At 66.2% G+C, this 13546-nt stretch carries 12 protein-coding genes; 2 read left to right on the top strand and 10 right to left on the bottom strand.

Annotated features, from left to right (window positions below):
- Position 1: 1 nt before the first annotated feature.
- Both rbbA and ARADN35_RS0102695 read right to left on the bottom strand, forming a co-directional pair.
- Entirely contained in the window at positions 2–2773 is a 2772-nt protein-coding gene (gene rbbA / locus ARADN35_RS0102700) for a ribosome-associated ATPase/putative transporter RbbA (protein ID WP_010458710.1), read from the bottom strand.
- The gene (locus tag ARADN35_RS0102695; protein WP_010458709.1) at positions 2770–3837 is read right to left on the bottom strand and encodes an HlyD family secretion protein; all 1068 of its coding nucleotides are present in this window, start codon (positions 3835–3837) and stop codon (positions 2770–2772) included. Before ARADN35_RS0102695 ends, rbbA begins: the two co-directional genes overlap by 4 nt.
- 175 nt (positions 3838–4012) lie before the next feature.
- Between ARADN35_RS0102695 and ARADN35_RS0102690 the strand changes: the two genes are divergently transcribed.
- Positions 4013–4669 carry a hypothetical protein gene (locus tag ARADN35_RS0102690; protein ID WP_010458708.1) on the top strand — a complete coding sequence of 219 codons (657 nt, stop codon included), beginning with the start codon at positions 4013–4015 and terminating at the stop codon, positions 4667–4669.
- Positions 4670–4800: 131 nt separating this feature from the next.
- On the opposite strand, the gene ARADN35_RS25700 is transcribed toward ARADN35_RS0102690, so the two are convergent.
- The 7 genes from ARADN35_RS25700 to ARADN35_RS0102655 form a co-directional block, all read right to left on the bottom strand.
- Positions 4801–5430: a DUF1569 domain-containing protein gene (locus ARADN35_RS25700; protein WP_010458707.1), complete on the bottom strand. Its 630-nt coding sequence runs from the start codon at positions 5428–5430 to the stop codon at positions 4801–4803.
- 203 nt (positions 5431–5633) lie between these two features.
- Complete coding sequence (locus ARADN35_RS0102680) at positions 5634–6833, bottom strand: GGDEF domain-containing protein (protein ID WP_010458705.1); 1200 nt, start codon at positions 6831–6833, stop codon at positions 5634–5636.
- Between the two features lie 232 nt (positions 6834–7065).
- Positions 7066–8358: a hypothetical protein gene (locus ARADN35_RS0102675; RefSeq protein WP_010458703.1), complete on the bottom strand. Its 1293-nt coding sequence runs from the start codon at positions 8356–8358 to the stop codon at positions 7066–7068.
- Positions 8359–8527: 169 nt separating this feature from the next.
- Positions 8528–9286, bottom strand: coding sequence for a hypothetical protein (locus tag ARADN35_RS0102670; RefSeq protein ID WP_010458701.1), 759 nt, complete (start codon positions 9284–9286; stop codon positions 8528–8530).
- 103 nt (positions 9287–9389) lie between these two features.
- A complete protein-coding gene (locus ARADN35_RS0102665; protein WP_010458700.1) occupies positions 9390–9974 on the bottom strand; it encodes a hypothetical protein in 585 nt (194 codons plus the stop codon).
- Positions 9971–10261: a DnaJ domain-containing protein gene (locus ARADN35_RS0102660; RefSeq protein ID WP_010458698.1), complete on the bottom strand. Its 291-nt coding sequence runs from the start codon at positions 10259–10261 to the stop codon at positions 9971–9973. The genes ARADN35_RS0102665 and ARADN35_RS0102660 overlap by 4 nt, the downstream gene beginning before the upstream one ends.
- Before the next feature lie 67 nt (positions 10262–10328).
- On the bottom strand, positions 10329–11042 hold the full coding sequence (locus tag ARADN35_RS0102655; RefSeq protein ID WP_010458696.1) for a YebC/PmpR family DNA-binding transcriptional regulator: 714 nt from the start codon (positions 11040–11042) through the stop codon (positions 10329–10331).
- Positions 11043–11280: 238 nt separating this feature from the next.
- Between ARADN35_RS0102655 and ARADN35_RS0102650 the strand changes: the two genes are divergently transcribed.
- A complete protein-coding gene (locus tag ARADN35_RS0102650; protein WP_010458695.1) occupies positions 11281–12510 on the top strand; it encodes a nucleoside recognition domain-containing protein in 1230 nt (409 codons plus the stop codon).
- Between the two features lie 99 nt (positions 12511–12609).
- On the opposite strand, the gene ARADN35_RS0102645 is transcribed toward ARADN35_RS0102650, so the two are convergent.
- On the bottom strand, positions 12610–13482 hold the full coding sequence (locus ARADN35_RS0102645; RefSeq protein WP_010458693.1) for a ZIP family metal transporter: 873 nt from the start codon (positions 13480–13482) through the stop codon (positions 12610–12612).
- Between the last annotated feature and the right edge of the window lie 64 nt (positions 13483–13546).

Below are 13546 nucleotides of genomic sequence, written 5' to 3'. Positions count from 1 at the left end.
GTCAGGTCTCCTGCTTTTTGAGGAGCGCAATCGCAGCGCCAACGATAACCGGCACTGCCACCAGCATGGGCCAGAACTCGGCCTGCAAATCCTGCAGGCCCAGCGCCTTGTTGAACACGCCCCGGCTGATGGTGAACATGTGGCTGGCCGGGTAGGCCTCGCCCACCCAGCGCGCAAAGCCCGTCATGGACGACACCGGGTTGATGAGCCCCGCAAACTGCACGGCAGGAATGATGGTGCCCACCATGGCAAAGAACATCGCCGCAATCTGGCTGCGCGTGACGGTGGAGGCCAAAAGGCCCATGCCCGTGGAGCACAGGCTGAACACCACGGCGGCCAATGTCAACGTGGCAAAACTTCCCGTCATCGGCACGCCAAACACCGTCACCGCCGCCAGGCACATCAGGCCAAAATTAAACAGCGCCAGCAGCACATACGGCAGCTGTTTGCCCAGCATGAATTCAGTGCGCGTGGTGGGCGTGACATACAGGTTGATGATGGAGCCCAGCTCCTTCTCGCGCACCACGGCCAGGGCCGTGAGCATGGCGGGCAGCATCAGCAGCAGCAGCGGGATCACGGCGGGCACCATGGACGGCAGGCTGCGCACGTCGGGGTTGTAGCGGTAGCGCGGCTCCACCTCCAGCAGGCCCCGGGGCACCACGCCCGTGCGGCTGCGGCTTTGCTCCACCAGCCACTGCTGGTGCAGGCCCTGGGCGTAGCCGATGACGGTTTCGGCGCGCTGCGGCATGGCGCCGTCCACCCACGCGCCAATCTGCACCGGCTGGCCGCGTGCCACATCGCGCGCAAAGCCGGGCGGGATCTCCAGCGCCAGCGATATTTCGGCGGAGCGCATGCGTGCGTCCAGCTCAGCATAGGTGGTGATGGGCGGCTGTTCGGTGAAATAGCGCGAGCCCGCCAGGTTCAGCGTGTAGGCGCGGCTCAGCGCGGTCTGGTCACGGTCCAGCACGGCAAAGCGCAGGTTCTCCACGTCCATGCTGATGCCGTAGCCCATCACGAACATCAGGATCAGCGAGCCCAGCAACGCCATGGCGCCGCGCACCGGGTCGCGGCGCAGCTCCAGTGCCTCGCGCCACTGGGTGCTGTGGATGCGGGCCAGGCTTTGGCGCAGGCGGGTGGGCCAGGGGGGAGTGTTGGGCGCGGACACCGGCAATAGCGCAGCGGGGCCCGAAGCCGCCACGGGTACAGGGGCCTGGGCCGTGCCCGCAGCATCTTCCAGGTAGCCGATGAAGGCTTCTTCCAGCGTGGCGGCGCCGCGCTTTGCCACGATCTCCTGCGGCGCAGCGCTTTCCAGCACGCGCCCTGCGTGCATCAGCGAGATGCGGTCACAGCGCTCGGCCTCGTTCATGAAGTGGGTGGAGATGAAGATGGTGACCTTGTCGCGCCGCGCCAGCTCCACCATCAGGCGCCAGAAGTGGTCGCGCGCCATCGGGTCCACGCCCGAGGTGGGCTCGTCCAGGATCAGCAGCTCGGGCTGGTGCACCATGGCCACGGCCAGCGAAAGGCGCTGGCGCATGCCCAGGGGCAGCTTCATGGGCAGTGCGCTGCGGGCGGCCTGCAGGTCAAAGCGCTCCAGCATGGCCTCCACCCGCGCGGGCACCTCGGCCTCTGGCACGTGGAACAGCCGCGCGTGCAGCACTAGGTTCTGCTCGACCGACAGCTCGCTGTACAGCGAAAACGCCTGCGACATGTAGCCCACGCGCCGCCGCGTGGCTATGTCCTTGGGGTCCACCGGTTGGCCAAACAGCCAGGCCTGCCCGTCGCTGGCGGGCAGCAGGCCGGTAAGCATCTTCATGGTGGTGGACTTGCCGCAGCCATTGCTGCCCAAAAAGCCAAAAATCTCGCCGCGCTGGATGCGAAAGCTCACATGGTCCACCGCCACAAAGTCGCCAAACTGCATGGTCAGGTCGCGCGCCTCGATGGCCACGTTTGCTGCGTCGTCTGCCTGCGACCGGTCCAGCGGCGGAATCTGCACCGCCCGGTGGCCCCGGCGCTTGGCCTCGGGCAGCAGGGCCACAAAGGCCTGCTCCAGCGCATCATGCCCGGTGCGGGCCATCAGCTCGGCAGGCGTACCCGTGGCCAGGATGCGCCCTTCGTCCATGGCCACCAGCCATTCAAAACGCTGGGCCTCTTCCATGTAGGCCGTGGCCACGATCACGCTCATGCCCGGCCGCGCGGTGCGGATGCGGCCGATCAAATCCCAGAACTGCGCGCGCGCCAGCGGGTCCACGCCGGTGGTGGGCTCGTCCAGGATGAGCAGGTCGGGGTCGTGGATGAGTGCGCAGCACAGGGCCAGCTTTTGCTTCATGCCGCCCGAGAGCTTGCCCGCAGGCCGCGCCAGAAACGGATACAGCCCCGTGCTGTGCGTGAGTTCGTCAATGCGGCGGCGCCGCTCGGCCGCGTCGTGCCCGAACAGGCGGCCAAAGAACTGCAGGTTCTCTTCCACCGACAGCGTGGGGTACAGGTTCTTGCCCAGGCCCTGCGGCATGTAGGCAATGCGAGGGCACACCCGGCTGCGGTGGCGGTTCTTCGCCATGTCACCGCCCAGCACCTCCACGGTGCCCTGCTGCACCGCGCGTGCACCCGCCACCAGGGCCAGCAGGCTGGATTTGCCCACGCCGTCCGGTCCGATCAGGCCCACCATGCGGCCAGCGGCCAACTCCAAATCGATGTCTGCGAGCGCCACCGTGCGCCCGTAGCGCTGGCCCACGCCACGCAGGCGGGCCACGGGTGCCACGCTGCCGGGGAGGTTCACTGGTCGGCCTTGACCGCGAGGTTGGCGGGCCACTCCACTGCGGGGTCCACCCGCAGCCAGGCCACGCCAGGCAGACCGGTCTTGACCTGCTCCTGGTGGCGCAGCAGCAGCGCCTTGTCGATCTGCGCGCGCACGCGGAACATGAGCTTCTGGCGCTCGCTGGCGGTCTCCACCGTCTTGGGGGTGAACTGCGCGGTGCTGGCCACAAACGACACGGTGGCCGGGATCACAAAGCCCGGTGCGGCATCGAGCACGATGCGCACCTCGCTGCCCAGTGCTACCCGGCCCGCCACGGTCTCAGGCAAAAAGAAGGTCATGTACACGTCGCTCAGGTCCACCAGCTGCAGCACGCGCGCACCTGCGCCCACCACCTCGCCGGGCTGCACCACGCGGAACTGCACCCGGCCGTCGCGCGGGGCCTTGAGTTCGCTGTCGGCCAGCTCCACATCAATGCGCGCCAGCGTGGCCTCCAATGCGCGCACATTGGCCTCGGCACTGGTCACCTGCGTGCGCGACGCGCCAATGCCCGCCTGTGCGGCCTTGGCCTGGGCCTTGGCAGCCGTCACAGCGGCCTGCTGGCTGCGCACCTTGGCGCGGTCATCGTCGAGCAACTGGCTGGAGAAAAAGCCTTCGCGCGCTAGCTGCTCAGAGCGCGGCAGGCGGCGGCGGGCGGTGTCGAGGTCGCTCTCGCGCTGGGCCACCACGGCCAAGGCGGCCTGGTAGTCGCTCTCGCGCTGGGCCACCTGCACCTGGGCACTGCTGATGGCCAGTTGCGCCTGCTGCAGCCGGGCCACGGCCTCTTCGCGCTGGGCCTGCAGGCCGTCGATCTGCATGCGGGCCAGGGGCTGCCCCGCCTTCACAAAATCGCCCTCGGCCACCAAAACATCGAGCACACGCCCCGCCAGCTTGGTGGCCACAGCGATCTCGGTGGCCTCGATGCGGCCGTTGCCGCTCACAAAACCGGGGCCGGGCCCCTTGGCCTGCCAGGGTGCCCAGTGCAACAGCAGCCCTCCTCCCAGCAGCACCACGGCCAGGGCCGCTGCTGTCTTCCAATGCTTGCTCATGGTCCATCCTTGTGGGCACCTGGGCCCATCGGGGGATGGTAGCTTTGCACTCCATGCCACTCCAAGCCGCAGCACACCGTCTCTTGACCTGCATCAATCGCCACCCGAACATCCGGCCTGCACTGCCTGCACTGCCTGCACTGCCTGCGCTCGGCCGATCCTTGAACCGAAATCCATGACAGCCCCCACCACCCCATCCCTTTCAGACACCCTGGCCTGGCTGCTGGGCCGCCCTGTCAGCCCCGAAGACGGACTGCCGGCCGCCGAACTGGCCGCTGCAGGCCATCACCTGGGGTGCCCGGTGCCCCCTGCCCTGCACGCTTACTACGCCGCCGTGGGCAGGCGTGCCGAATTGATGGGCGGTTTTCAGCGGTTCGCAGCGCCGCAGGACTGGAAGTGCGTGGGCGACAGGCTGCTGTTTCTGGAAGAAAACCAGGGCGTGTGCTGGTGGGCCACCGATGCCCAGCAGCGGGTGTGGCAGACCACCGACCTGGACGCTCCCGAATGGCAGGAGGAGAGCGTGGGCCTGGAGGCGTTTCTGCACACCATCGCCTACTACCAGATGGCCCAAGGCGGCTACCCGTTCTGCGGCATGCACGCTTGCAATGGGTTCTCAACGCCTGAGGAGCTGGCCGCACTGCTTGGTGCCATGCAGGCGCAGGCCGTGGTGGATATGGCGGGGCTGCGCATCTTTACCGTGGGGCCGCAGGCGGTGGTGTGGTACTTGCATTCCGAGGGGGCGCTTGCAGAGCCGGGCCTGTTCCTGAGTGCCCTGGACGCTGATCGCTTTGACGCGCTGTGCGCTCAGTGGGACTTTGACGATCTGGGCTGATATCAGAAGATATGATTAAAAATGGCTCCCGCGCTTACTGAAAAAGCGCTAGCAGCTATATTATTTATAGCAAAAACCTCTATCAGGGTTGAATTCCGCAGCCCACGCAGCACGGCTGCATCAGCCTTCACTCAGCCGCGTACATCAAACGCCGACAGGTGATTGGCCAGGTGCATGGCGTGTGCCTGCTCGTACTGCGCCTTGCTCAACGCCCCGTAGGCGAAGTGCGGGTGGAACGGCCCTGCGTGGACGGCGAAGTCCTGCACAGCCTTGCGCAGCCGGGCCAGGGCCGCCGAAGCGTCGGGCGTGGACGCATCCAGCGCAGGCGCACCCGGGATCGGCTCCGCCAGGTTGTGGCTCATGCGGCCACGCAGGGCAAACACATTGAAAGCCGCCGCGCCCAGCGTGCTCTGGAACAGCGCCGACCTGGGGGCAGGAAAGCCTTGCAGCGAGAACTCGATGCTCTGCGCGCAGTGCTCCAGCGTTTGGGACCAGTTCCAGGCCGTGGCGGGCGCAAGCGCCTGGACCGCGGCGCCCGCAAGGCGCTCTACCTCTTGCATGGCGCCCGCCAGGGTGCCAAAGACCAGTTGCCGGTCATTGCCGGGCCGGTAAAGCAGGTAACCCGCCCCAGCGGCCGCGGCCCCTCCCAGGACGGCCAGCCCCGTGCCCGATTTCAGGAACGCCCTGCGCGGTGCAGCGGGTGCGGAGGGCGACGCATCGGACGCGGCGCCCGGGTTGCTGACGTTGGGATTCACTGCCATGGGGTTGTGGTCTGGTGTGGGTGGGCCGAGGGGTATTCGCCATTTTGCGGCAGGCGAATACTGCGGCAGCACCACGAAGGTCGGGCAGCCGACACAGGCAGCGTTTCGCGTTTCCCGGCTGCCGGGCGGGTGGGCAACGCCAGAAACCACGGCTGGTTGCACCCGCACGGGGCGCCGCCGCACCGCACCCGGTGCATGGCGGTTCAGGCAGCGGTCGCCACCGGGGCTGCCGGGGCACCGCCAGGCTGTTCCGACACCTCCACCCGATTGCGGCCACGTTCCTTGGCCAGGTACATGGCCTCGTCGGCCCTCTTCAGCGCAGCCCCGGCCGAGTCGGCATGGGCGCACAGCGTGACGCCCACGCTCACGGTCAGGGGGATAGGCCGCTGGCCAGTGACCGCAGGCTGGGTTTCGACCAGCGCGCGCAGGCGTTCGGCCACTGCCAGGGCGCCGCCAGCGCTCGCATTGGGCAGGAAGATGGCGAACTCCTCGCCCCCCAGGCGCCCCATCACATCTTCCTTGCGCAGGCAGCGGTGGGCCAGCATCACAAAATGGCGCAGCACATCGTCACCCGCCCCGTGGCCCCAGGTGTCGTTGATGTTCTTGAAGTGGTCGAGGTCCATCACCAGCACGGGCACATCCGTCTTGGTGCGCTGGGCAGCACTGATGGCCTTGTCCAGCAGCGTGAGAAACGCACGGCGGTTGAATACGTTGGTCAGCGGGTCCACCTCGGCCAGGTGCCGCAGCTCGCTGGTAATGAACTCGTTGGCCAGGATCAGCGCGCCAAAGCCCAGCAGCACCACCGCCACAATGGACTCCAGCACCACAAACTGCGAGACCCGCGACGCGAGCGAGGCATCCGGCAGGCCCCCGGGCGCCACCGCGCCCAGCTTGAACAAGACGGGCCGCAGCAACAAGAACAGCCCGTGCAGGCCCACGACCATTGCAAACAGGTAGCGCGCGGGCACGCGGCGCGCACCACCGTCGGCCAGGGTGTGTGCCGTGAGCAAGAAGCAGACGCCCGCGCCCAGGCCCGCAAAAACAAACCGCATGCCCAGGTGGGGCTGTACCACGGTGAAATACACCGACGAGGCCACTACCACCCCGATGCCCACAACGGCATAGATGTGCGAAAACGGCCGACGCCCCATGTACATGCGGCTCGCCATCAGGCATAGGTAGGCGGCCAGCGACACCGCGCTCTGCGAGATCACCACCGCCACCACCTGAGGAACCCAGTCCCGCACCAGCAGGCTGACGCTGAACACCGACCCCAGCAGGAATGACAGCACCCACAGGCGCAGGCCGGGGATGTTCTTGTTGAATGACCACACGGCATACAGCACCGTGGTGACCAGCGCGGTCAGAAGCGCTGCGAGGAGGATGAGTGTGGGGCTGTGCACTGGAAGGACGGGCTGACGGGCGGCTGGAATGTTAACCGGGCCGCCGCAAGGCACTGTCCTGCCCGGCGAGGCTGCTTGACCTGTGTAAAGCTGCCCCTTGGCGCAAATGCCGCAAATGGAACAGACCGGTGCAGCAATCCAGCGGCATCGACGCCAGACAAGGGCCAGAAACCCGCCCCCGGCAACGGGCGCGCAACGCTGCGATCACCATGCGCCGCGCCCCCGGTGGCAGCTACCCCACCACATTGCACTCCCGGCGCAGCAGCGCCAGGGCATCGTGCATCTGGTAGTCCATGTCGCTGAGCAAGGTCTTTTCCGCGTCCTGCACAAAGCTGTTCCACAGCGCGGTGTAGTCCTGCTGGTGCACGCCGGGCGCGTGGGTGCGGATGAATTCGGTGGCCAGTGCGGGCTGCAGACCGGACTTGCGCGCCTTGCGCACCAGGCTGGCGGCGGTCTTTTCGGTCAGCAGGGTTTTCTTGGGCACGCCCGCAGCCAGGCACAGGAACAGTGTGAGCAGCGAATGCTCGTCGTCATTGCCCTGCACCGTTTTCGTCCAGGTCTTGCTGGCGGGCAGCGGGGGTTCTCCACCCTCTTCCAGCGCATCCAGGCTGCGGTGGAAGTTGTCCACCTCCGCCAAGGGGTCGTCCAGCAAAAAGTAGCGCGCGCGGAAGGCGCCGCTGGGGCGCAGCAGAGTGCGCACGGGTGTGGCCGCGTCGAGCAGCTTGGGCAGGTCGGCCAGCACACCGGCGCAATGCGCCTGCACCACCTCGCGCAGTTCGGCAGGCAAGCCGGGGGGCAGGCGCAGTTGTGCGGGGGGCGCCAGCTTCTTCTTGCGCTGTGCCAGCAGCACTTTTTCAAATGTGGCGGCGTTGGGCCATTCGCCGAGGTCCATGGCCTTGGGCGCCAGGGCCACGATGAGCAGGCCGGCGCGGATGACGGCTTCTGCGTCGGCGCCCGCAGCCTCCAGCTCGTCGGGGTCCAGATCAAATTGCTCGGCCAGCCACTGTGCCGCATGGATGGCCTGGGCCATTTGCGTGCGGCGTGCCAGCTCGGCCCGGTAGTCGGCATGGCTGCGCAGCGACCACACGGCCAGCAGCGGGGTTTCGGCATCGGCATAGCCGGCCATGCCAAAGTTGCTGCTCTCGGGCATGGCAATCAGCCGCTTGAGCATGTCCGAGCCCCCTTTGGAGCGCGACAGCAGCGAATGGTCGCGCAGCGAGATGGCGGCCTCGTGCAGGTCGCCCCCGGTCGTGTCCAGCAGGTACAGGCTGATGAGGTTGACCATGCGGTCGCGCGCCTTCTCCAGCTCGGGGCGCAGAAACTCGCTGCCAAAGTAGCGCGCAATCTGCACCATGCCCTTGGGCGCGTCGGTGTTGATGGCCGCTAGTTTCTCGGCACCCAGCACGCCATGCTGAACACCATACGCCAGCGCCTTTTCAAAGAACGGGCGGGCGTCGTGGAGCTGAAGCGCGTTGGCGGCTGCAATCTCGTCAGTCGTTGAAGAAGGCGTGTTGGGCACAGTCATATCAGTATCTATCGCGCTTCGCAGTGCTCGTGGGCCATGAAACTGGCACGCTCCAGGCCAGAACCGCCGCGCAAGGGCTGCCCCGCCGCGCTGGCGGTGTCCCCCTTCCCGAATTGCGCAGCAATTGGAGAGAAGGCGGAAGGCGCGAAGCGCCACAGGGAGTTGTCATCTAAATCGCGGATTCTTCGTCAGAGGTGCGGGCTGCCGGCGTGGCCTTGCCGCGATCGGTTTCGCTGGTCTCGAACTTGCCATCGTCTTCCTCGGCGGGCTCATCACCCTCTTCCAGGCCCAGGTCAAAGGCGCGGGCCTTGGCGCGCAACACCAGCAGCGTTTCGATGAACAGGTCGCGGCACTCGTAGCGCAGCAGCCAGGCCATTTGCATCCAGTCACGGTCGGCGACCTCGTCCAGGTCGATGCGGGGCTGCACATAGCCAGAGGCCAGCAATTCGTCGTCGGTCAGCGTGACGCCGTAGTCTTCGACCGCGTCAAATGTGCCGGTGCGGGCAAAGGCTTCGATGCGGCTCCACTTTTCGGCAAAGTAGTTGGCCAGTGCCTCGGCGCCGCCTTCCAGGTTGCCGATGGCAGTGAGGAACTCCACCGGGTCGGCATCGTCACGAAAGATGACGGCGTTGACCATGTTGCGCAGGTGGGTGTGCGTGAGGTCCTTGTATTGCTTCTCCAGCACCATGGCCCGGGCAAATTGTTCCGGCGTGACCAGCAGGTTGACCACCGAAGCCTTGGAGTCGTCGTACTCGCGCATCACGGCCAGGATGTCCTTGGGCGCCAGCTGGTCCAGCACCACCATGAGCGCACCATCCCCATCGGTATCGGCCAGTTCGGCCAGCGCCGATTCAGCGCCCACGATGTCGCCCGCCGCGATGAGGCTGGTGGTTTTGGTGATGAGGGCGAGATGGGTGTTGTTGCTCATGCGAAATTCCTTTTCATTGGTCCGTTGCGCCAAGCGCGCCGCGCTGGCGGCGTCCCCCTGGGGGGAAGGCGCGAAGCGACACAGGGGGGCATCATCCCCTGGGCTAGTCCTTCCGGTCAAAGCCCACGTCCGACAGCCAGTTGGAACTGGCCTCTTCGCGGCTGCGGCTGTTCTTCGGATCAGCGGCGTCATCGGCGCTCAGCGCGTCGTAGTCGTCATCATGCTCTGCGGCGTCTTCACCGTCCTCCGCATCGCCGTCACCATCGCCATCGGCATGCGAGGCCGCCTGGGGCGCCAGACGGGCGTGCTGCTGCAGGTATTCCAGCCCGGCAGCCACGGCCATGAAGCGGGCGCCCTGCGGTTCGCGCAGCACGGTCTGCGCCAGGCTGGTAGCCCAGGGCTCCAGCGTGATGGCATGCGTGAGGCTGTGCCAGTCGGGCAATTCGTCCACCGGCAAACCCAGCAGGTGTTCCACCGCGGCAGGTTTGGAGAACCGAAAGCCGCGATGAAAGACCACCGCCACCATCTCGGGCGCCGGCTCCATCATCTGCACCAGAAAGGCAATCTCGTTGCGCTTTTCGGCCAACCGCTTGCGCAAGACGTCCTTGCCTTCGGAGTCGGACAGCAGGTCATCCAGCTCGGCCTGGTAGGCGGAGCGCAGGTCATAAAAGTAAGGGGAAAGTTTCACGGAGTGGGCGTCAAAATGCGCGTGGAATAGGCTTGCCAGATCTCTTGGGCGGTCTGCAGCGGGTCGTCCAGCAGGTTGCGGCGGCGGTTGTCGTCGTAGGCCTGCCGGGCGGTGTCGTCCGACAAAACCTCGTAGGCCTTTTGCACCGCCTGGAAGCGCTGCGCGGCGTCGGGGGCGTCGTTGCGGTCCGGGTGATAGAACGACGCCTTCTGCCGGAAGGCCTTCTTGATGTCGGCCAGCGATGCGTTGGCCGCCAGCCCAAGGGCGGCGTAGTGGTCTGCGTTCATGGAAGATTGGATGGAGCGGGGACGGGGCGGAACCGGCACTGCGCGCGGAACCAGCAAACCACCGCCATCAGCCGCCCAGGCTCACAAAAACGTTCTGCACGTCGTCGTTGGAATCGATGGCAGCCAGGAAGTTCTCCACCTCTTCGAGCTGTTCGGCCGTCAGGTTGGCGGGGTTCACGGGGTTCTTGGGCTTGTAGCCCAGCTTGACCGACAGCACATTGAAACCATGGGCGGGCAGCGCACGGCTCACCAGGTCAAGGTCGGTGGGGTCGGTCCAGAAGGTGGTGGTGCCTTCTTCGTCGCCCGCTTCAAAGTCTTGTGCACCTGCCTCGATGGCGGCCAGCTCGGGGTCTGCGCCGGGCGTGGCGGGTTCGGCCTCGATCATGCCGACGTGGTTGAAGTCCCAGGCCACCGAGCCGGACGTGCCCAGTTGCCCCTTGCGGAACAGCACGCGCATTTCAGGTGCCGTGCGGTTCACGTTGTCGGTCAGGCATTCGACCATCACCGCGACCTGGTGGGGTGCAAAGCCTTCGTAGATCACACGTTCGTAGTTGACGGCGTCAGCGCCCGTGCCGGAGCCCTTCTTGATGGCGCGCTCCAGCGTGTCCTTGGGCATCGAGGCCTTGCGGGCCTGCTCCACCACCAGGCGCAGGCGGGAGTTGCCGGCCGGGTCAGCGCCGCCGCGTGCGGCCACGGTGATTTCCTTGACCAGCTTGCCAAACAGCTTGCCCTTGGCATCCGCCACCTGTGCCTTGCCTTTTGCTTTCCACTGCGCGCCCATGGTGATGTCTTTCTTGGAGTTGTGGCGCGCCAGGGCGCCTGTCGATAGGTATATGGGGAGGCCCATCCAGGCACCGAAAGCCCCGAAAAAGGCCTTTGCACAGGTTTGAACCGAACCCTATAGGGTACCACTGACCGAGCCGTTGCCCTGCCGCCACGCTCAAGCCAGCGCCAGACCTGGGGGCGGGTAACCTCGCCACCATGCATGCACTCCGCTCCTCCATCCTTCAGGATCACTGATGCTCAACACCTTGTGGCTGGGCTTTTTCCTGACCGCTGCCGTGGCAGCCCTGGCGCAATGGCTGGTGGGCGGCAATGCGCAGATCTTTGCCGCCATGGTCGAGGCGCTGTTTGCCATGGCCAAGCTGTCGGTCGAGGTGATGGTGCTGTTGTTTGGCACGCTCACGCTGTGGCTGGGTTTCTTGCGCATTGCCGAGAAGGCGGGCATCGTGGACGCACTGGCGCGCTGGCTGGCGCCGCTGTTTCGGCGGCTGATGCCCGGGGTTCCCAGCGGCCACCCGGCCCTGGGCCTCATGACGCTGAACTTTGCGGCCAACGCCCTGGGACTGGACAACGCAGCCACCCCCATGGGCTTGAAGGCGATGAAAGCCCTGCAGGAGCTGAACCCAGAGCCCGACACCGCCACCAACGCGCAGATCCTGTTCCTGGTGCTTAACGCCTCCTCGCTCACGCTGCTGCCGGTGACGATCTTCATGTACCGCATGCAGCAGGGCGCACCCGACCCTACCCTGGTGTTCCTGCCGATCCTGCTGGCCACATCGGCTTCCACGCTGGTGGGGCTGCTCAGCGTGGCGGTGGTGCAGCGCTTGCCTTTGTGGAGCCCCGTGGTGCTGGCCTATCTGCTGCCTGTGGCCCTGGTGCTGGGCGGCTTCATGGCGCTGCTAACCACCTTGAGCGCCACCGCGCTGGCCCAGTTGTCGTCCTTGCTGGGCAACCTCACGCTGTTTGCGCTGATCGTGCTGTTTGTGGCCATCGGCGCGTGGCGCAAGGTGGCCGTGTACGAAGCGTTCATCGAAGGCGCGCGCGAAGGCTTCGATGTGGCCAAGGGCCTGCTGCCTTACCTGGTGGCCATGCTGTGTGCCGTGGGAGTGTTTCGCGCATCGGGGGCGCTGGGTTATGTGTTGGACGGCATCCGCTGGTGCGTGCAGATGCTGGGCGCGGACACCCGGTTCGTCGATGCGCTGCCCACCGCGCTGGTCAAGCCGTTTTCCGGCAGCGCCGCGCGCGCCATGCTCATCGAGACCATGCAGACCCAGGGGGTGGACAGTTTCGCCGCGCTGGCAGCGGCCACCATCCAGGGCAGCACCGAAACCACCTTCTACGTGCTGGCGGTGTACTTCGGCGCGGTGGGCATCCAGCGCACACGGCACACCGTCAGTTGCGCCCTGCTGGCCGAACTGGCCGGTGTGGTGGCGGCCATTGCAGTGTGTTACCAGTTCTTCGGATAGAACGCAGAGAGAATATTGTTAAAAAATGGCCCTATCGCCTTTCCAATAACAATTTACAGCTATTATTAATATAGCAATTTTATTTCCAGCCCGCAGGGATCATCCCAGCGCCGTATCCAGCAGCATCATGATCACAAAGCCCAGCATGAGGCCGCCTGTGGCCCAGGCCTCATGTCCTTTGCGGTGGGATTCTGGAATGATCTCGTGGCTGATCACGAACAACATGGCGCCCGCCGCAAAACCCAGTCCCCACGGCAACAGGCTCGCGCTGTAGCCAACCACGGCCGCACCCAGCACCGCGCCCACGGGCTCGACCAGGCCCGACGCCATGCCCAGCCCCACGGCCAAGGCCCGCCGGTAACCCGCCGCCAGCAGAGCCACCGCCACCACCAGGCCTTCCGGCACGTCCTGAATGGCAATGCCCGTGGCCAGGGCACTGGCGTGCAGGTTGTCACCGCCCGCATAAGCCACACCAATGGCGAGCCCTTCTGGCAGGTTGTGCAGGCCGATCGCAAACACAAAAAGCCATGTCCGCCGCAAGGTGCGCGCGGTATGTCCTCCTTCCACGCCTTTGATGAAATGCTCGTGCGGCAGCCAACGCTCCATCAGCAGCAGCACCAGCGCCCCGAGCAAAATGGAGGCGCCCACGGCGCCACCCGCAGCCCAGGGCCCCGCTCCGGCAGCCCGCGCGGCGGCGATGCCTGGAATGATCAGGGAGAACGCACACGCGGCCAGCATGACGCCCGCACCAAAGCCAAACAGCGCATCCTGCATGCGCTCAGGCAGCCGCTGCGACAGCAGCACCGGCAGCGTACCGAGGGCCGTGGCCAGCGCCGCCGCCACGCCACCCAGCAGTGCGGCAAAAACCAGGGGTTGTCCCGCTATCCACTGCCACACTTGCGCGGTGGCAACCACCAGCCCCGCAAGCACGATGGCCAGCCCCACCCACTGCCGACCCTGAAGATGGGGCATCCCTTGGCGCCGGGATACCAGCGCACGCGACCCAGGCACGTCGTCGGTAGAGCTGGAGGGAGGG

The organism is Acidovorax radicis N35 (genome assembly GCF_000204195.1).
Classification (GTDB): domain Bacteria; phylum Pseudomonadota; class Gammaproteobacteria; order Burkholderiales; family Burkholderiaceae_C; genus Acidovorax; species Acidovorax radicis.
The sequence above is the reverse complement of the archived record's forward strand: the minus strand, read 5'-3'. Positions and strand labels throughout refer to the sequence as shown.